Here is an 18,454-nt window from a genome sequence, read left to right on the forward strand (position 1 = left end):
GGGGTACGCCCTGAGCCGACCCTGACGCTGGCCTGACCCGACTTTGTAATGCTACGTTTGCGTCAATCACTGACACAAAAGGCTGGAGGCCTCCGTTGGTCGTCATCTACCTCTCCGGGTTCGTCGTCATCAACGTCGTTGCCACCGTCCTCTTCGTGAGGTCGCAGCGTGGGAAGGCGGCTGCCGAGCTGATGACTTTCGCGGAGACCGTGCCGGCTCCACTGACACCCCAGGTACGAGAGTGGTTGGGGCCCCAGCTGCATCGCCGGACGGTCTACCCGTTCGTGGGGTTCCTGTGGGGCATCACCGCTGTCTACCTGCTTCCGAGCTCCGCGTGGGACGACTTCCCCTGGCACTGGTTCCTCCTCGTGATCGGCATTGGGGTCGGTTCCTCGATAGGCGCGCTCCTCGCCAGCGTCCGCACCAAGCCGCTGGTCGACGGACCACGACGCGCCGTCGACCCGGTGCGTCGTCGCGCCTCGGACTACTACGGCCGCATCGACGTGCTGCGGTTGCGCCTGTCCGTGCTCACCGCGGGATCGGCCCTCGCCCTGGCGGCCGCACTGGTCGCAGGGACCGGCACGGCGACCGCCGACCGGGCGCTGATCGCGTGCACCATCGGACTGGTCCTCGTCGGCGCCCACCACGGCGTCGTGGCCGTCGTCGTGGCCCGTCCCTTGGTGACCAGCACCGCCGAGGGCCTGTTGTGGCAGAAGGCGGTCCTGGCCAGGACCATCGCGCCGATCCCACACCTGGCGATCTTCGCCGGGATCTTCAGCACTGTCGTCGCGGTCTACGCAGCGGTCGTGCATGTTCGCGAGCTGTCGTTGCCGATCCTGCTGCTCAGTGTCGGTGTCGCAGTGCTCGGTGCCGCCGCGGTAGTGGTCATGGTCATAGGCATTCGGCGGGATTGGCCGAGGCAGACGGACCCGATCGCCCACCCGAGCTCCGCGCCGTGAACCTCGCCGTCGACACCTCCTCGAGCGTCCCGCCGTACGAACAGCTGCGGGCCCAGATCGCGGGCATGGTCGCCAGCGGGACGCTGGCGGCCGGCACCCGGCTGGCGACGGTGCGCCAGATGGCAGCCGACCTGGGGCTCGCACCCAACACCGTGGCCCGGGCCTACCGGGAGCTCGAGGCCGACGGGGTCATCGACACCCACGGCCGGCGCGGGACGTTCGTCCGCTCCGCCAGCACGCCGGGCCCGGACCTGCGCGACCTGGTCGCCGACTACGTCAGCAGCGCCCGCGCTCGCGGGCTGACCTGCGCCGAGGCGACGAGGCTGGTGGAGGAGCAGTGGTCGGGCTGAGGCCTCACCACCGACGAGCCGGTCGACCCCGCACCCGGTCGATGAGGGCGCCCACCTCGTCGCGCTCCCGCTCCTCCCACGGCGGCAGCCTCAACCCGGCCCGGGCGGCGTCGCCAGCGAGCTCGGCGAGGAGCACCGAAGCCCGGTCGTGGTCGCCGACCGCACAGGCGGTGCGGGCGCGCTCGAGCAGCCAGACCACCTTCTCCGGCGGCAGCTCGCCCGGCGGCAGCGCCCCGGCCGCCAGGTCGAGGTGGGCGAGGGCGGCCGACGGCGCGGCCTGCAGCCGGCGGACCCGGGCCCGGCGTACCAGCAGGCGGGCGTGGTGGGCCGGGTCCGCTCCCGACCCCAGCGCGGTCGTCGTCCGGTCGAGCACGTCGTCGGCCTCGCCGAGCCGGCCACTGGTCGCGTAGACCTCCGCCAACCCGGCGGCGCTCAGGACGGCGTGCAGGTCCCGGCCCCCCGCCGAGGCCGTCCGCCACAACCGTCGCAGGAGCGTCTCCGCCTCGCCGACGTGGCCCTCGTAGCGCAGCAGCATGGCCTCGGTGAACAGCACGATGTCCTCCCACCGCGACGTGACGATCGAGGAGATCCGCGGACGCGACCGGTCCACGAGGCGGCGAGCCGCCCCCACGTCACCGGCCAGCAGCCGCATCGCTGCCAGGCGGGCGCAGTTGACGGCGACGATGCGGGGGTCCCCCTCGAGCTCGGCTCGGTGCAGCGCCTCGTCCTGCCACCGCGTCGCGGTGCTCAGCGACCGCCACGTGTTCAGGGCGGCGAGACTGCCGGCGGCGCCGCACCGGACGGCGTTGGGCGCCGTGGGGCCGTAGCGCACCGCCAGCCCGTGGCAGCGATCGGCGACCTCGAGAGCCGCCGTGCTGGCCGCCACCGCCTCGCTCCGGTCGACCAGCGCGTCACCGAGCGTCTGCAGGGCGAAGGCCTCGACGAGCGGATCCTCCTGCCGGCGGGCCAGGCGCACCGCCTCCCAGGCGGCGCTGGCGGCCTCGCGACGGTTGCCCGCCGCCTGCAGCCAGGCCCAGTAGGCGAGGCCGACCGGTCGAGCCGGTGCATCGGCCGGCGCCCGGGCGAGCGCGCCGGCGAGCCGCTGGCGCCCCTCCCCCTCCCAGCCCGCCTCGAACCACAGGACCATGGCGTCGACGACCAGCTGGAGGAGCCGGCCGTCGTCACCGCGGTCGTCGAAGCAGTCGATGGCGGCGCGGATGTTGTCGGCCTCCGCGACGGCACGGGCCAGCCAGATCGGGGAGGTCGGCCCCTCGCTGTGCGAGGCGAGGTCGACGGCCCACGCGGCGTACCACTGCGCGTGCGCGCACCGCAGCGCGGCCACGTCGTCGCCCAGCAGGTGCACGGCCTGCCCTGCCGCGAAGTCGTGGACGGTCTGCAGCATCCGGAAGCGCGGCGCGTCCGGTCCGTCGTGGGTCGCGTGCACCATGCTGCGCTCGACGAGGTCGAAGAGGTTCTCCACCACCGAGCCGGTGCGGTCGCTGCAGACCGCCTGCGCGGCCGGGAGCGTGAACCCGCCTGCGAAGACCGACAGGCAGCAGAGCAGACGCTGCTGGGAGACGGTGAGGAGGTCGTAGCTCCACGCGATCGAGGCCCGCAGCGACCGGTGCCGCGACGCACTGTGCGCCCGTCGGCTGCCGACGTCGAGCACGGAGGTGCTCAGGTGCTCGGCCAGCGCATCGACCGGCATCAGCCGCAGCCAGGCGGCGGCGATCTCGAGACCCAGCGGGAGGCCGTCCAGGAGCCGCACGATGCGCGCCACCGCCGGTGCGTTGTCGGCGTCCAGCTCCAGGCCGGGATGGTGCACGCGGGCCCGTTCGAGGAGGAGCCGGACCGACGGCGACAGGACCAGACGCTCGGGGTCGAGCTCCGTGGCGGGAGGGACGTCGAGCGGTGCGACCAGCACCTGCTGCTCCGCCGGGATGCCCAGCGGCTCGCGCGAGGTGACCAGCACCCGCAGGTGCGTGGTGGTGTCGAGCAGCCGCTGGACGACCAGCTCGAGCCCCGGCAGGTGCTCCGCGTTGTCGAGCACCAGCAGTCCGTGCACGTCCACCAGCCGCAGCGAGACCGCCTCCTGCGGGTCGCCGGCCGCCGCGACCTGCAGGCCGATGCCGGTCGCGATGGTCGTCGGCACGACGGTCACGTCCTTGAGGGGGGCGAGATCGATCCACCACGCCGGGCGGCCACCACGCCGCCCTCGGTTCAGCAGCTCGGCGGCCAGGCGTGTCTTGCCGCTGCCTCCCGCGCCCACCAAGGTGACCAGCCGACGCTGCCCGGCCAGGCGCTCCACGGATGCGATGAGCTCGTCCCGACCGATGATCCCGTCGTTCCCGTCCGTCACCACCGGCGTCGACGCGGGTCCGGAGGGCCCCGCCCGGAGGTCGGGGTCGGCGGCGAGCACCCGCGCGTGCATGGCCAGCAGCGCCCGACCCGGGTCGGCGCCCAGCTCGTCGCGGAGCATCGCCCGGGTGGCGGCGAACGCCTCGAGCGCCTCCGCCTGTCGGCCGGTCGCCGCGAGGGCCCACATCAGCACCTCGGTCAGCTCCTCGCGCCACGGGTGCTGCAGGCGGGCGTTGGCCAGCGCGCGCACCACGCCGTTGACGTCGAGGCCGGCGCACAGGGCGCTGCGGGCCCAGGCGATGAGGATGTCGACGCGCTCGTCGTCCAGCGGGGTGGCGAGCGTCGAGTGCCACGGCTGCGTGACCAGGTCGACCAGGGTCGGTGCCCGGAAGAGCGACAGCGCCGAGCTGAAGAGTGCCGCGGCCTCGCCGGACCGCCCCGCCACCGCCGCGCTCCGTGCCGCGTCGACCAGACGGCGCAGCCGCAGGAGGTCGCACTCGTCCTCGTCGAGGGCGAGCCGGTAGCCCGCCCCGACGGTCGCCAGCCGGGTGCTCGCGTCCGCCGACGTCCCGCCCAGCGCCTTGCACCAGGTGGACACGTAGGTCTGCACGAGGTTCCTGGCCGACCCCGGCGGGCGGTCCCCCCACACCAGGTCGACCAGGGCCTCGGAGGACACCACCGTGTTCGCCTGGAGGGCCAGGACGGCCAGGACCCCGCGTCGGCGCGCGCCTGCCGGACCCACGAGGTCGCGGTCCAACCGCACCTCGAGCGGTCCCAGCACGCGTACGCGCAGCTCGTGGCCGTCCATCACCACCTCACGCCCGAATGAGCCACCGTCGCACGGGAGGCTCCAGACCGGCATCTCTCACTCTGGTGAAGTCCACCCGACCCACCGCGGGTCGGTGCAGCGCCGTTCCAGCGCCGTTCCAGCGGCACTGGTGCTCCGTAGGAGCCCCGTAGGAGCGCCGGCGCGCATGCTCGCGGTCACGGCCGCACCCACGGCCTCCTCCTTGAACGCTCACCGAACGCTCACCGAACGCTCACCGAAAGGCAACTGCCATGAGACCTATCCGCAGAGCCGTGCTGGTGCTGGCGACACCGCTGCTGCTCCTCAGCGTGCTCGGTGTCGCCTCGTCGGCACCCGCGCCGCCGTCGGCACCGGACAGCTCCTACTGCGACGACCCGTCGTTCCTGCCCCACACCCCCGACTCGGCCGAGGAGTGGCTGTCGCACTGCCCGGTGGAGGCCACCGCCTAGGGGCGACCACCGAGCCGCGTCGCGCTACTTCGACTCGCCGTCCTCGTCGTCCGCGGCACCGCGCCGCTTGAACATCGAGGCCCCGGGGATGCCCTCCACGATCTGACCCATCGCCTCGAAGCGCTCGGCGAGCGAGTGCAGCTCGGGTGTCAGCGCGCCCAGGTTGCGCAGCGCGGGGGTGATCAGGTCGATCACCTCGGGCGTGAGGTCGAGCAGCGTGGCGACCGACTCGGCGTGCCGCGGCTCCAGCACCTCCGCGCCACGCTCCAGCGTGGGCCGCAGCTGCGCGACGGCGGGCTCGATCGCGTCGATCAGCGCCGCCAGCCGGCGGACCTGGACGTCGGCGAGGGTGGCGGTCCGGCCCGCGTCGATGGCCACCGCGTCGGCTTGCGAGACCACCAGGGAGGCGCGCCCGGCGATCACCGCGATCTCGTCGACCAGCACCTCGATCGTCCCGACCAGAGCCACGACGCGGGTCACCAGGCCGGCGGCCTGCTCGACCACGTCGGTGGCGTCGGCGACCAGGCGCCGACCCGCGTCGACGGCCTGGCCGGGCAGGCGCCACACGGTCGACGCCCCCGTCACGATGCGGCCGACCATCCCGAAGGGCGCGTGCGGCCTGCTGCTCGTCGCGTCGGTCGCCACCACCGTGTCCATCTCCCGAACCTACGCCGCCCCCTCCGGTGCGCGGCACGCACCGGAGGGTGACGGCGCCGGCTCAGCGACCCGCGGAGAACCAGCTCACGCAGTCGCCCTGGTTCTTGAACACGGGCTTGGTGCTGGTCGCCCAGCCGCCCTTCTTGCACTCCTCCTTGCTGGCCAGCACGGTGTGGGTCCCGAACGTGTACGTCGTCCCGCCGAAGGTCATGGACTCGATGACACCGTCCCCCTTGACCCCCGACCCCAGCGAGAAGCCGTAGGCCAGCACGTTCTCCCCGCCGAGTGCGGCCTCCCACTGCTCCAGGGTCCCGAACCACTCCGAACCGTTACCGCCGTTGTCCGCGCCCGAGGGGTCGGCCGCCTTCGCCTCGGCGGAGGAGGACCTGGTCAACCACCAGTTGTCGCCGTACACGCTCTCCCCGACCAGGATGTTGTAGTCGTTGCCGTTGCCGGTGATGGAGTCGACGTCGAAGACGATCTGCGCGCCCGGGGCGCCTCCCGTGGTCGCTGCGTAGACCATCGCCGCCGACGTCGGCAGCGGGCCGGCCGGCGCCGCCCAGTACTCCGCGACCTTGTTGGTGGACGAGCTCGCGACCGGGTTGTCGGTCCAGATGCGCAGGCCGGTGCCGCGCACCTCGTAGTGGCCGTCGGCCCGGGTGTCCGACAGGGTCGGGATGAAGTCGTCGGGCACGATCACGGTGCGCTCGGCCGCGCTCGCCGGGGCGGCCGCGGCCACCACCGTCACGAGTGCCGCTGCGGCCAGGCTGGAGATTCTTGTGCTGGGCATGGGTGTCCCCCCTCAGTGCTGCTCCCCCTCCCGCAGCCACCGAGATGTGCACCGCAGCGTGTGAGCGGCTCCCACGGTAGGTAAAGGAATGCTGCGCATCCGCCGAACGGTCAGAATCGCCTGGTTATTTCAGGCCATCGCCGTCCTGGGTTCAGATCCCCGAGGTCGTGACGCTGTCGAGCACCCGGTTGGCGGTGGGCCGGTCGAGGCTGCGCACCTGCACCCACAGCAGCCGGTTGCCCGCGACCTGGAGCACCCGCTCGACCACGACCCCCGTGCCCCCGCCGCAGCCGGTCGACAGCACCGTCACCGACGGCACCTCGCCCTCCTCGACCACCGGCGACTGCTGCTCCTCGCACTCCGGGTGCGTCGGCACCAGCTCGGGCAGGTCACCGCCGGGCATCAGCCCCAGGAAGACGCCCTCGGCCTCGCGGGCCGGGTCGGTCCAGGAGGCGTCGGTGCCGACCGAGAGGGCGGCGTACGACCCGTCGCCCTCGGGCCCGGCCCAGCCCTCACCGCCGACGCTGCGCTCCCAGTCGGCGGGCACCTCGACCGAGAGCGTGCCGCCCTCGTCGCTGAGCACCCGCAGGTCGGGGCGCGAGCCCTGCTCGATCGCCACACCGGCCCACGCTCCCCCGGCCGCGGCCAGCAGGCCCGCCACCGCGGTCAGCGCCACGAGCCGGCGGCGGCGCGGGCGCCGCGGGGGCCGTGGGGGCTCGGGGTCGCCGAGGCTGGCCGACGGGGTGTGCAGCGAGGGCCGGTTGCCGGGCTGGGTCAGCTCGGGGTCGACCGGCAGCCACGGCGCGGTCGCCGGCTCGCCGGCCCCCGACACCACCGGCTCGAGCGCCGCGCCCAGCTCGGTCACGAACGTCGCCACGTCGGGCCAGCGCTCCTCGCGCTCCACCGCGAGCGCGCGGCGTACGACGTCGTCGACGGCGGCGGGCAGGTCGCCGCCGACCGGCGCGGGCGGCTGCGGGTCGGCCGCGGCGCGCAGGCTGGCGTGGGAGAAGGCCGGTCGCCCGGCGAGCAGGAGGTAGGCGACCGCGCCCAGGGAGTACTGGTCGGCGCGCGCGTCGGGGGCCTCGGCGCGGGCCTGCTCGGGCGCGACGTAGGAGGGGCTGCCGGCGACCATCGTCAGCCGCGACGACACGTCGAGCGCCTTGCCCAGGCCCAGGTCGCCGAGCATGGCGCGGACCTCGCCCTCGACGGTGCGGAACAGCACGTTGGCCGGTTTGACGTCGCGGTGCAGGATGTCGCGGGCGTGCAGCGCGGTGAGGCCCGCCCCGACCTGGCGCACGATCTCCAGCGACTGCGCCGGGGTGAGCCCGTCGATCTCGAGCCGGTCGGCCAGGGTGCCCTGGTCGGCGTACGACATCACCAGGTAGGGCCGGCCGTCGTCGAGCTCGCCGGCGTCGTAGACGCCCACGACGTGGGGCGACTCGACCCGGCGCAGGTAGCGTCCCTCCTCGAGGAAGCGGCGCCGCACCTGGGCGTCGTCGGTCCAGTTGTCGGCCAGCACCTTCACCGCGACCGGCGAGTCGAGGTGCTCGTCGTAGGCCAGCCACACGGTCGCGAAGCCGCCCGAGCCGATCCGCCGGCGCACGGCGTAGCGACCCAGGCGCTGCGGGATGCGCTGACCGGTGGACACCCAGGCATGATGGGCCATCGAGGTAAAGGGAGACCAGTGGGCGCACCGGAGGCGTACGACGCCGACCAGATCGACGACCTGGCCCGACGGGCGCAGGACGGGGACCGCCCCGCCCTCGAGGAGCTGCTGACCGCCGTCCGGCCGCGCGCGCTGCGGGTCTGCCAGGGCGTGCTGCCGCACTCCGCCGACGCCGAGGACGCCTGCCAGGAGGCGCTGATCAACATCGCCGGCAAGATCGGCGGCTGGGGCCGGCGCGGGCGCTTCACCACCTGGATGCACGCCGTGGCGGTCAACTCGGCCCGCACCACCTACCGCCGGATGAAGAACCAGGCCGTCCCGGCCGACCCGCAGGAGACCGGCGGCGGCAGCCTGGAGCGGCCCGACCCGCGCACCACCAGCGTCATCGCCGGCACCCGCCTGGACCTGCTCGAGGCCATGGAGACCCTCGAGCGCGAGCACCCCCAGGTCGTCGAGCCGCTGCTGCTGCGCGACGTCTACGGCCTGCCCTACGACGAGATCGCCGCGCTGGTCGGGGCGCCGCTGGGCACCATCAAGGCCCAGATCCACCACGGCCGCCGCCTGGCCCGCGAGCTGCTGCGCGGGGGCGTCGAGTGAGGCGCTCGCTGCTCGCGCTCCCCCTGCTGGCGCTCGCCGCCTGCTCCGGCGCCGCCGAGGAGCCGCTGCTCGAGCGGCCGGCCGGGGCCCAGGCGCCCCTCGAGGTCGCCCCGGTCGCCGCCCAGCCGGCGTACGACGGCCCCGACGACCCGGCGCTCGACGCGGCCCTCAGCGAGCCGGTCGAGGACTCCGTCTACCCGCGCACCGGCGACCCGGGCGTCGACGCGCTGCACTACGACCTCGACCTGGCCTGGGACCCCGCCGCCGAGGTGCTGACCGGGCGCCAGACCCTGCTGCTGCGCTCCACCGAGGACGACGACGAGCTGCAGCTCGACCTGAGCCCCGAGCTGCGCGTGGGTGCGGTGCGGGTCGACGGCGAGGAGGTCGACTTCCGCCACGAGGGCAAGGACCTCGTCGTGGTCACCGACGTCGTCGTCGACGGCCGCTACGAGCTCGCGCTCGACTTCGAGGGCACCCCGCTGCCGGTCCCCGCGCCCACCACCCGCGGCGACTTCGCCACCAACGGCTGGACCACCATGCCCGACGGGTCGACGTGGACGATGCAGGAGCCGCACGGCGCCTACACCTGGTACGCCGTCAACGACCACCCCTCCGACAAGGCGCTCTACGACATCAGCGTCACCGTGCCCGAGCCGTTCACCGGCGTCGCCAACGGCGAGCTCGTCGACACCACCGAGGCCGACGGGCTGCGCACCACCACCTGGCACCTGGCCGAGCCCGCGGCGTCGTACCTGATGACGATCGCGACGGGCGACTACGTGCTGACCGAGGACGAGTCGGCCAGCGGGGTGCCGATCCAGTACTGGGTGCCGCGCGAGCGCCAGCGCCTGGCCCGCGCCCTGGCCCCGACCCCCGAGGGGCTGGCGTTCCTCGAGGAGATCCTGGGGCCCTACCCCTTCGACACCCTCGGCATCCTGCTCGTCGACAGCGAGAGCGGCATGGAGACCCAGACCATGATCACGCTCGGGATGACCGACTACACGACCTCGCCGGCGGTGGTCGTGCACGAGCTCGCGCACCACTGGTGGGGCGACGAGGTGGGCCCCTCGGACTGGCGCGACATGTGGATGAACGAGGGCATGGCGATGTACCTGCAGGGCATGTGGGGGGCCTCGCAGGACGACTACACGATCGACCAGCTGATGGACTACTGGGCCTCCTTCGAGGACGAGGAGCGCGCCGCCGCCGGCCCGCCCGCCGCCTACGACCCGGCGACCTTCGGGGAGTCCAACGTCTACTACGGCCCCGCGCTGATGTGGCACGAGCTGCGCCGCGACCTCGGCGACGAGCTGTTCTTCGGGCTGGTGCGGGCCTGGCCGGCCGAGCACTCCAACACCACGTCGTCGTACGACGAGATCACGGCGTGGTTCTCCGAGCGCGCCGGGCGCGACCTCAGCGGGTTCTTCGACGCGTGGTTGCTGGGCGAGACGACGCCGGCGCGGGGTTGAGGCCCCGGTGGCGCCCTGCGGGAGAAGGCTGACAAGTCCGTTGCGTCGGCGACCCCGATGCGCTGCGATGGCCGCATGCGGGTCCTGGTGCTGGGCGGCTCGGTCTTCCTCTCGCGGGCGGTGGCGCAGGAGGCGGTCGTGCGCGGCCACGACGTCACGGCCGCGTGCCGCGGCGCGTCCGGCTCGGTGCCCGAGGGCGTGCGCCACGTCCCCGTCGACCGGGTCGCCGGGCTGCCCGACGAGCTGACCTCGACGGCGTACGACGCCGTGGTCGAGGTGGCGCGCTCGCCGTCGTGGGTCCGCGCCGCGGTCGCCGCCTGGCCCGCGGCGCACTGGACCTTCGTCTCGACCCTCAACGTCTACGCCGACGACTCCACCCCCGGCGGACGCCCCGGCACCCTGCCGCTGCGCGAGCCCCGCCACGACGACGCCGACCTGGCCGTGGACCCGGAGGCGTACGGGCCGATGAAGGTGGCCTGCGAGCAGGCGGTGCTCGACGGCGCCCCCGCGGCCCTGGTCGTGCGACCCGGCCTGATCGTGGGGCCCGGCGACCCCACCGGCCGCTTCACCTACTGGCCGGCGCGGCTCGACGGAGCCGGCGACGGGGAGCCGGTGCTGGCCGGTGGGTCGCCCGACGACCTGGTGCAGGTGATCGACGTGCGCGACCTGGCCCGCTGGCTCGTCGACGCCGCCGAGCGCGGCCTGACCGGCGTCCTCGACGGGGTCGGGCCCGCGCTGCCGATCGGCCGGCTGCTCGACGAGGTGGCCGCCGGGGTCGGCGCCGCGCCGCGCTGGGTGTGGGCCGACGACGAGACGCTCGCGGCCGCGGGGGTGGCGCCGTGGATGGGCCCGCGCTCGCTGCCGCTGTGGCTGCCGCGCCCGGCGTACGACGGCATCCTCGCCCACGACTGGACACCCTCGCGCGACGCCGGGCTGCGGGTGCGACCGGTCGGTGAGACCGCCGCCGACACGCTGGCGTGGCTGCGGGCCACCCCCGACGCGGTGGTGACCGGGCTGACCCGGGCCGAGGAGCAGGAGGTGCTCAGGGCCCTGTCGTGACGTCGGCCCATCGGGTCGGGTCGGTGCGGCAGGCCTCGAGCAGGTCGGCGACCAGGGTCGCGTCGGAGCCCATGAAGGCGACCGGCACCGACACCTCCTCGCCCAGGACCAGCCGCCGCCCGGGGTCGGCGACGAGGCGCACCCCGGCGAGGTCGGACCACGCCACGGCCGTCGCGCCCCGCCAGCCGCGCGAGGTGACGCCGCCGGCGTCGAGCACCAGCGCCGGGGTCCGGACCCGGCCGCGGAGCACCTGCACGAGCAGCGGGAGGCCGAGCGGCAGCAGCACCAGCGCGAGGACGGTGGCGCCCGTCGAGCCCTCCAGGCTCCCGCGGGCGGCCCAGGAGGCGAGCAGCGTGAGCGGCAGCAGCAGGCTCAGGACGAGCAGCGCGACCAGCAACCCGGTGAGCAGCCGCGAGCCGGGCAGCTCCAGGCGGTCGGGGTGGCGGCGCACCACCAGCCGGCCGCGGCGCGCCGTCGCGGGCAGCACGGTGCCCAGCAGGACCACCAGCCACCCCCCGAGCAGGAGCGCCGCCGCCACCGCCGCCAGCACCAGGCCCCAGCCGTCCGTCGCCGAGACCACGACGCCGAAGCCGGCCAGGGTGACGACCAACGCGATCAGCAGGTGCGTGCCGGTCGCGCGGGCGACCGGCACCGGTGGCAGGGACCGCGGGCTGGCGGGCAGACGCAGGACCTGGCGGCGTACCGACCCGACGGTGTGAGCGCTCACGACGAGGATCGTCCCAGCCCGGGAGTTCGGGTCGGACCGGGGTGGCCGCACCCCTAGTCTTCGGCCATGGCCAGGCTGACCTCCCACGACCTCATCGACCTCGTGCTGGACGAGGGGTCGTGGCGCAGCTGGGACGAGGCGCCGTCGTACGGCGAGATCAGCGAGCAGTACGCCGCCGAGCTCGCGGCGGCGCGCGAGAAGGCCGGCACCGACGAGGCGGTGGTGACCGGCGAGGGGCTGCTGCGCGGGCGGCGGGTGGCGGTGGTGCTGGGCGAGTTCGGCTTCCTGGCCGGCTCGATCGGGCGCGCGACCGCCGACCGGCTGGTCGCCACGATCACCCGCGCCACCGCGGAGGGGCTGCCGCTGCTGGCGGCCCCGATCAGCGGCGGCACCCGGATGCAGGAAGGCACACCGGCCTTCGTGCAGATGGTGCGCATCGCCCAGGCGGTGATGGCGCACAAGACCTCGGGGCTGCCCTACCTGGTCTACCTGCGCCACCCCACGACCGGCGGCGTGATGGCCAGCTGGGGCTCGCTGGGCCACGTGACGGTCGCGGAGCCGGGCGCGCTGGTGGGGTTCCTGGGGCCGCGGGTCTACCAGGCGCTCTACGGCGAGGACTTCCCCGAGGACGTGCAGACCTCCGAGAACCTCTACGCCCGCGGCATCATCGACGCCGTCGTGGCGCCCGAGGACATCGCCGACATCCTGCACCGCGCCCTGCGGATCATGCTGCCCCCGCGCGAGCAGATGGCACAGGTGCCCGACCCGGGCGACGACGAGATCCCCGACGTCGACACCTGGGAGGCCGTCACCCGCTCCCGCGACCCCGAGCGGCCCGGCGTACGGCGGCTGCTGAGGTACGCCGCCGCCGACGTGGTGCCGCTCAACGGCACCGGCCAGGGCGAGGCCGACCCGGGGCTGCTGATCGCGCTGGTGCGCTTCGGCGACGTGCCGTGCGTGTTCCTCGGCCAGGACCGCCGTGGACAGACCAAGACCCACCCCCTCGGCCCGGAGGCGCTACGCGAGGCGCGGCGCGGGATGCGGCTGGCCTCCGAGCTGCGGCTGCCGCTGCTCACCGTCATCGACACCCAGGGCGCGGCGCTGAGCGTGAACGCCGAGAACGGCGGGCTGGCCGGCGAGATCGCCCGCTGCCTGGGCGACCTGGTCACCCTCGACGCGCCCACGCTGAGCCTGATGCTGGGTGAGGGCAACGGCGGCGGGGCGCTGGCGCTGCTGCCGGCCGACCGGGTGGTGGCCGCCCAGCACGCCTGGCTCTCGCCGCTGCCGCCCGAGGGCGCCAGCGCGATCGTGCACCGCGACCTCGACCACGCCCCCGAGATGGCCCGTCAGCAGCGGGTCCGCGCGCTCGACCTGCACGCCGCCGGCGTCGTCGACCGGGTCGTGGGCGAGCGCCCCGACGCCGCCGAGGAGCCCGAGGACTTCTGCCACCGGGTCGGCGCGGTGCTCGCCCACGAGCTGGCCGGGCTGCTGACCCGAGGCGCCGGCAGCCCCGCGGAGCGGGTGCGCCGCTACGAGTGACCACGCGGACGTTGGTTGAGGAGGTTGCGCAGGAACCGTCTCGAAACCCGGTGACCGGCCGGCGTACGGCGAGCGCGACCCTCACCGGGTCTCGGCGACGCTCCTCGCTGGCGCTCGTCACTGCTCGACCAACGACACCGGGTCGGCGCGGTCCTCGCTGGCGCTCGTCACTGCTCGACCGACGGACGGGGTGACGGGGCACCCTGTTGACTGGGGCGCATGCGCGCCCGCTCCGCCGCCCTCATGGGCGCCCTGGCCCTCGCCCTCGTCGCGCCCGCGGCCCTGCTCGCCCCGGCGACGGCGGCGGGGGCCGGGGGCGAGGTCGCCGAGGCGATGGTCGCGGTGGGGCCCGAGCCCGGGGGCGCCGAGGTCGAGCTCGACACGTCCGTCTTCGTGCCCGACGGGGAGGGGCCGCACCCGGCGGTGCTGCTGACCCACGGCTTCGGCGGCAGCAAGGCCGACCTGGTCGACCAGGCCGAGGACCTCGCCGGCGACGGCTACCTGGTGCTGACCTACACCGCGCGCGGCTTCGGCGCCTCCGGCGGGCGCATCCACCTGGCCGACCCCGACTACGAGATCGCCGACGCCCGCGCGCTGGTCGACCTGCTGGCCGAGCGCGACGACGTCGTCACCGACGCCGACGGCGACCCCCGCGTCGGCCTCGTCGGGGCGTCGTACGGCGGCGCGGTGTCGCTGATGACCGCCGCCACCGACCCGCGCGTCGACACCGTGGTCGCGGCCATCACCTGGCACGACCTGGCCGAGTCGTTCTTCCCGCAGTCGGTGGTCGGCAGCGACGAGCCGGGGCCCTTCAAGCAGCTGTGGGCCTCGCGGTTCTTCCTCTCCTCCACCGCACAGGGGCAGGGCGGCGACCCGCTCTGCGGCCGGTTCGCCGCCGAGGTCTGCGCGCCCCTCCTGGAGGCGGCCGACAGCGGCGAGCCCAGCGAGGAGCTGCTCGAGCTGCTGGCCGCGCACAGCCCCGCGCCGCTGCTCGACGACCTCGACGCGCCGACCTACCTGGTGCAGGGCATGGCCGACACGCTCTTCGGCCTCGACCAGGCCGAGGCCACCGCCCGCGCGCTCGAGAAGCAGGGCACGCCGGTCGCGGTGCGCTGGAGCGACGGCGGCCACGACGACCTCGGCGGGTCGCTCGAGGCTGACACCGCGACGATCGAGCCGTGGCTCGACCACTACCTGCGCGGCGCCGGGGCCGAGGCAGCCGAGGGAGCCGACGACCTGCCGCTGCCCGAGCTCAGCTGGGCGCTGCCGCGCACCCGCGGCCAGGACACCGCCACGGTGCAGAGCAGCGACGAGACCGACGCGACGTCGTACGAGACGCTCGCGCTGAGCGGCGAGGAGCAGCCGCTGGCCAACCCGCCGGGCGGTGAGCCGCAGTCGCTGACCGCCGTGCCGTCGACCGGTGACGTGGTCGACGAGTTCAGCGACGTGCTGTCGACCTACCCGCTCGCCGCGCTGCCGGGCCAGTCGGCCGCCTTCGACACCGCCGAGCTCGACGAGGCCCGCACGGTCGTGGGCACGCCCCGGGTGCGCCTCGATGTGACCTCGACCGGGCGCAGCAGCACCCTCTTCCTGAGCCTGTGGCAGGTCAGCAACGGGGTGCCCGAGCTGACGCGCCGCCTGGTCGCGCCGGTCACGGTCGCGACGACACCCGGCGAGGAGACCAGCGTCGAGGTCGACCTGCCCGGCGGCACCTGGCAGGTGCCGGCCGGCTCCCGGCTCCGGGTGCTGGTGACCTCGACCGACCAGACGTACGCCGCCCCGCGGGCCGCCCGCGCCGACGTCGTGCGGGTCAGCGACCTGCAGCTGCCCTCGGTCGAGGGCGCGACGGTGCTGGCCACCGAGGGCGGCGAGGGCCTCGACGACGAGGTCGTGGGGCTGCTCGTGGCCATCGGCGTGGTGCTGCTTGGGCTGCTGGGCGCGGCGCTGGTGGGCCGGCGCCGCAGCCACGGACCCGTCGACCCCGAGCTAGCTGACGTGCCGCTGGTCGTCGACGGGCTGGTCAAGACCTACGCCGACGGCCACCGCGCGGTCGACGACGTGTCCTGGCGCGCCGAGCGCGGCCAGGTCGTGGGCCTGCTGGGCCCCAACGGCGCCGGCAAGACCACGACGCTGCGGATGGTGATGGGCCTGATCGCGCCCGACGCCGGGCGGGTGCACGTGCTGGGGCGCCAGGTCGGGCCGGGCACGCCGGTGCTGGCCCGGGTCGGGGCCCTGATCGAGGGGCCGGGCTTCCTGCCGCACCTCAGCGGGCGCGCGAACCTCGAGGCCTACTGGGCCGCCACCGGTCGCGACCCGGCCGAGGCCGGCTACGAGGAGGTCCTCGAGATCGCGGCGCTCGGTGGCGCGATCGAGCGGCCGGTGCGCACCTACAGCCACGGCATGCGCCAGCGGCTCGGCATCGCCCAGGCGATGCTCGGGCTGCCCGAGGTGCTGGTGCTCGACGAGCCGACGAACGGGCTCGACCCGCCGCAGATCGCGGGCCTGCGCCCGGTGCTGGCCCGGTACGCCGCCGCGGGCCGGACCGTGGTGGTCTCCAGCCACCTGCTGGCCGAGGTCGAGCTGACCTGCTCGCACGTCGTGGTGATGCACGCGGGCCGGGTCGTGGTGACCGGCACCGTGGCCGAGCTGGTCGACTCCACCGACACCACGGTGGTGACGCTCGCGCCGGGCAGCGACCCGTCGTCGCTGGCCGAGCGGCTGCGCGACCTCGAGGGCGTCAGCGAGGTCGACGTGGTCGACGACGTCGACGAGCCCCACGTCGTGGTCGTCGCGCACCTCCCGCGCGCCGAGGTGGTGCGCGCGGCCGCCGCGAGCGGCGCCGACGTGGTCGGCGTCAGCAGCCGGCGGCACCTCGAGGAGGTCTTCCTCGGCGTGATCGCCGCGGCCTCCGGCTCCGACCCCGACCTCAGGCAGGTGCGTTCGCGATGAGCTCCTCCACCGCATCCCTCGAGACGCTGCCCGGGCGGCCGCTGTCGCTGCGCGCCGAGCTGCGCCGCCAGCTGTCGCGGCGGCGTACGACGTGGTCGTTCGTGCTGCTGCTCGCGCTGCCGCTGGTGATCGTGGCGGCCTTCGCGCTCGGCGACGGCGACCCCAGCGAGGGCAGCCTCGTCGACCTGGCCACCGGCGGCGCGGCCAACTTCACCGTCTTCACCACCGCGGTGTCCTCGTCGTTCCTGCTGATCGTGCTGGCGGCGCTCTTCGTCGGCGACTCGCTGCCCTCGGAGGCGTCGTGGTCGACGCTGCGCTACCTGCTGCTGGCGCCGGTGCCCCGCTCCCGGCTGCTGCTGAGCAAGCTGGTCATCGGGCTGCTCAGCACCGCGGTGGCGGTGCTGGCGCTGATCGGCTGGTCGCTGCTGGTGGGGCTGGTCTTCTACGGCCCGGCCGGCTTCAGCAACCCCAGCGGCGGCACGCTCGACTGGGCGACGTTCGGGCCGCGCCTGGCGCTCATCGCGGCGTACCTGGTCGTCGTGCTGATGCCGGTCGGTGCGATCGCCTTCGCGCTCGGGGTGCGCACCGACGCGCCGCTGGCCGCCGTCGGCGGGGCGGTGATGGTGACGATCGTGGCCGCGATCCTCGACCAGATCGACAACCTGGGGTCGCTGCGCAACGCGCTGCCGATGCACGACGCCGGGGCGTGGTTCGCGCTGCTGCGGCCCGAGGTGGTCTGGGACGACCTGGTGCAGGGCACGCTGTGGTCGGTGCTCTACACGCTGGTCTTCGTGGGGCTGGCGTTCTGGATGTTCCGGCGCAAGGACGTGCTGAGCTGAGCCGGGTGGTCGTCGGCGGGCGGGCGTAGCCCCGTCCGGGCCGGGTCGTTGACCGGGAGTGGTCCAGACCGCCTGGGCCACGGACGGAAGGACGACGATGCGCCTGTCTCGGAAGGCCGGTACCGCCGGTTCGCTGTTCGCCGCCGCGGCGATGGTGGCCAGCACCACCACCCCTGCCCACGCCGCCACCGACGACCCCCTGCGGGGCCAGCAGTGGGGTCTCGACCAGGTCCGGGCCGAAGCGGCCTGGCCCACCTCGACGGGTGCCGGCGCGGTGGTGGCCGTCGTCGACACCGGGGTCGACTTCTCGCACCCCGATCTGAGGGCCAACCTGCTCCAGGGTGCGACCTTCACCGGCTGCGAAGGCGCGGCGCCCTGCGGCAACGGCGACTTCCGCGGCCCCGACGGCGAGAACAACGCCGACGAGCACGGCACCCACGTGGCCGGGATCGTCGCGGCCGTGACCGGCAACGGCGTCGGCGTGGCCGGCACGGCGCCGGACGCCAAGATCCTGCCCGTCAAGGTGCTCGAGGACGGCAGCGGCTCCTTCGCCGAGATCGCCGCCGGCATCCGCTGGTCGGCCGACAACGGCGCGGACGTCGTCAACCTGAGCCTCGGCGGCCTGCCCGGGCTGCAGGCGCTCACCCTGACCGGCATCGAGTCCGACGTCACCGACGCCATCGCCTACGCCAACGAGCGCGAGGTCACCGTCGTGGCGGCCGCCGGCAACACGGCCACCCCCCTGTGCAACACGCCGGCCTTCGAGCCCGGCGCGATCTGCGTGGCCTCCACGGACCGCAACGAGGTCAAGAGCTGGTTCTCCGAGCTGCCCAACAAGCTCGATCTCAAGGCGGTGACCGCCCCCGGCGGCGCCGGCCTGACGTCCTGCGAGGACGACATCGTCTCGACGGTGCCCCTGGGCACCGGCAGCGCGGCCTGCGGCGAGTCCGACTACGACTACTACGCCGGGACCTCGATGGCCACGCCGCACGTCGCGGGGGTCGCCGCGCTGCTCGCGGCCCAGGGACGCACCCGCGAGAACATCGAGGCGGCCCTGCTCGACACCGCACGCCAGCCGCTGACCGACGTCACCGGGCTGTACTCGCCGGTCTACGGCTGGGGCATCGTCGATGCCGCCGCCGCCGTGCAGCAGCCCGGTGCCGCGACGACGACCGTCGACCCCGCGCCCACCCAGGGCAACGGCAAGGGGAAGGGCAAGGGGCGGACGAAGGGCTGAG

At 74.6% G+C, this 18,454-nt stretch carries 15 protein-coding genes; 10 read left to right on the top strand and 5 right to left on the bottom strand.

Going from position 1 to position 18,454, the window contains the following annotated elements:
* Positions 1-95: 95 nt before the first annotated feature.
* Both OCU29_RS10425 and OCU29_RS10430 read left to right on the top strand, forming a co-directional pair.
* Entirely contained in the window at positions 96-959 is an 864-nt protein-coding gene (locus tag OCU29_RS10425; RefSeq protein ID WP_261819861.1) for a hypothetical protein, read from the top strand.
* Positions 956-1,309, top strand: a complete 354-nt coding sequence (locus OCU29_RS10430; protein ID WP_179614658.1) for a GntR family transcriptional regulator — start codon at positions 956-958, stop codon at positions 1,307-1,309. The genes OCU29_RS10425 and OCU29_RS10430 overlap by 4 nt, the downstream gene beginning before the upstream one ends.
* A gap of 4 nt (positions 1,310-1,313) precedes the next feature.
* Here OCU29_RS10430 and OCU29_RS10435 read toward each other — a convergent pair whose 3' ends face one another.
* Positions 1,314-4,475, bottom strand: coding sequence for a BTAD domain-containing putative transcriptional regulator (locus tag OCU29_RS10435; protein WP_261819862.1), 3,162 nt, complete (start codon positions 4,473-4,475; stop codon positions 1,314-1,316).
* 251 nt (positions 4,476-4,726) lie between these two features.
* Here OCU29_RS10435 and OCU29_RS10440 point away from each other — a divergent pair, with 251 nt between their 5' ends.
* Complete coding sequence (locus OCU29_RS10440) at positions 4,727-4,924, top strand: hypothetical protein (protein ID WP_261819863.1); 198 nt, start codon at positions 4,727-4,729, stop codon at positions 4,922-4,924.
* A 24-nt stretch (positions 4,925-4,948) separates the two neighbouring features.
* On the opposite strand, the gene OCU29_RS10445 is transcribed toward OCU29_RS10440, so the two are convergent.
* From OCU29_RS10445 to OCU29_RS10455, 3 genes are all read right to left on the bottom strand, one after another.
* A complete protein-coding gene (locus OCU29_RS10445) occupies positions 4,949-5,581 on the bottom strand; it encodes a hypothetical protein (protein ID WP_261819864.1) in 633 nt (210 codons plus the stop codon).
* 61 nt (positions 5,582-5,642) lie between these two features.
* Positions 5,643-6,371, bottom strand: a complete 729-nt coding sequence (locus OCU29_RS10450; protein ID WP_261819865.1) for a hypothetical protein — start codon at positions 6,369-6,371, stop codon at positions 5,643-5,645.
* Positions 6,372-6,522: 151 nt separating this feature from the next.
* A complete protein-coding gene (locus tag OCU29_RS10455) occupies positions 6,523-8,019 on the bottom strand; it encodes a serine/threonine-protein kinase (protein WP_261819866.1) in 1,497 nt (498 codons plus the stop codon).
* A gap of 36 nt (positions 8,020-8,055) precedes the next feature.
* Here OCU29_RS10455 and OCU29_RS10460 point away from each other — a divergent pair, with 36 nt between their 5' ends.
* The 3 genes from OCU29_RS10460 to OCU29_RS10470 all read left to right on the top strand — a co-directional run bounded on the left by OCU29_RS10460 (position 8,056) and on the right by OCU29_RS10470 (position 11,162).
* Complete coding sequence (locus OCU29_RS10460; protein WP_261819867.1) at positions 8,056-8,634, top strand: RNA polymerase sigma factor; 579 nt, start codon at positions 8,056-8,058, stop codon at positions 8,632-8,634.
* A complete protein-coding gene (locus OCU29_RS10465) occupies positions 8,631-10,103 on the top strand; it encodes a M1 family metallopeptidase (protein ID WP_261819868.1) in 1,473 nt (490 codons plus the stop codon). The genes OCU29_RS10460 and OCU29_RS10465 overlap by 4 nt, the downstream gene beginning before the upstream one ends.
* A gap of 75 nt (positions 10,104-10,178) precedes the next feature.
* Positions 10,179-11,162: an epimerase gene (locus OCU29_RS10470; RefSeq protein WP_261819869.1), complete on the top strand. Its 984-nt coding sequence runs from the start codon at positions 10,179-10,181 to the stop codon at positions 11,160-11,162.
* On the opposite strand, the gene OCU29_RS10475 is transcribed toward OCU29_RS10470, so the two are convergent.
* A complete protein-coding gene (locus OCU29_RS10475) occupies positions 11,146-11,889 on the bottom strand; it encodes a PH domain-containing protein (protein WP_261819870.1) in 744 nt (247 codons plus the stop codon). The genes OCU29_RS10470 and OCU29_RS10475 overlap by 17 nt on opposite strands.
* Positions 11,890-11,955: 66 nt before the next feature.
* On the opposite strand from OCU29_RS10475, the gene OCU29_RS10480 reads away from it, so the two are divergent.
* The 4 genes from OCU29_RS10480 to OCU29_RS10495 all read left to right on the top strand — a co-directional run bounded on the left by OCU29_RS10480 (position 11,956) and on the right by OCU29_RS10495 (position 18,453).
* A complete protein-coding gene (locus tag OCU29_RS10480; RefSeq protein WP_261819871.1) occupies positions 11,956-13,428 on the top strand; it encodes an acetyl-CoA carboxylase carboxyltransferase subunit alpha/beta in 1,473 nt (490 codons plus the stop codon).
* A gap of 219 nt (positions 13,429-13,647) precedes the next feature.
* Positions 13,648-16,377, top strand: a complete 2,730-nt coding sequence (locus OCU29_RS10485) for an alpha/beta fold hydrolase (RefSeq protein ID WP_261819872.1) — start codon at positions 13,648-13,650, stop codon at positions 16,375-16,377.
* Complete coding sequence (locus OCU29_RS10490) at positions 16,374-17,216, top strand: ABC transporter permease (protein WP_261819873.1); 843 nt, start codon at positions 16,374-16,376, stop codon at positions 17,214-17,216. The genes OCU29_RS10485 and OCU29_RS10490 overlap by 4 nt, the downstream gene beginning before the upstream one ends.
* A gap of 97 nt (positions 17,217-17,313) precedes the next feature.
* Positions 17,314-18,453, top strand: coding sequence for a S8 family serine peptidase (locus tag OCU29_RS10495; protein WP_261819874.1), 1,140 nt, complete (start codon positions 17,314-17,316; stop codon positions 18,451-18,453).
* Position 18,454 lies beyond the last annotated feature (1 nt).

It is taken from the genome of Nocardioides sp. OK12 (assembly GCF_024341885.1).
GTDB classification, from domain to species: domain Bacteria; phylum Actinomycetota; class Actinomycetes; order Propionibacteriales; family Nocardioidaceae; genus Nocardioides; species Nocardioides marinisabuli.

Coding starts and splice junctions, on each gene's coding strand:
- OCU29_RS10450 (WP_261819865.1), bottom strand. CDS start 6,371: ATGCCCAGCACAAGAATCTCCAGCCTGGCCGCAGCGGCACTCGTGACG.
- OCU29_RS10445 (WP_261819864.1), bottom strand. CDS start 5,581: ATGGACACGGTGGTGGCGACCGACGCGACGAGCAGCAGGCCGCACGCG.
- OCU29_RS10490 (WP_261819873.1), top strand. CDS start 16,374: ATGAGCTCCTCCACCGCATCCCTCGAGACGCTGCCCGGGCGGCCGCTG.
- OCU29_RS10440 (WP_261819863.1), top strand. CDS start 4,727: ATGAGACCTATCCGCAGAGCCGTGCTGGTGCTGGCGACACCGCTGCTG.
- OCU29_RS10470 (WP_261819869.1), top strand. CDS start 10,179: ATGCGGGTCCTGGTGCTGGGCGGCTCGGTCTTCCTCTCGCGGGCGGTG.
- OCU29_RS10435 (WP_261819862.1), bottom strand. CDS start 4,475: ATGGACGGCCACGAGCTGCGCGTACGCGTGCTGGGACCGCTCGAGGTG.
- OCU29_RS10480 (WP_261819871.1), top strand. CDS start 11,956: ATGGCCAGGCTGACCTCCCACGACCTCATCGACCTCGTGCTGGACGAG.
- OCU29_RS10495 (WP_261819874.1), top strand. CDS start 17,314: ATGCGCCTGTCTCGGAAGGCCGGTACCGCCGGTTCGCTGTTCGCCGCC.
- OCU29_RS10485 (WP_261819872.1), top strand. CDS start 13,648: ATGCGCGCCCGCTCCGCCGCCCTCATGGGCGCCCTGGCCCTCGCCCTC.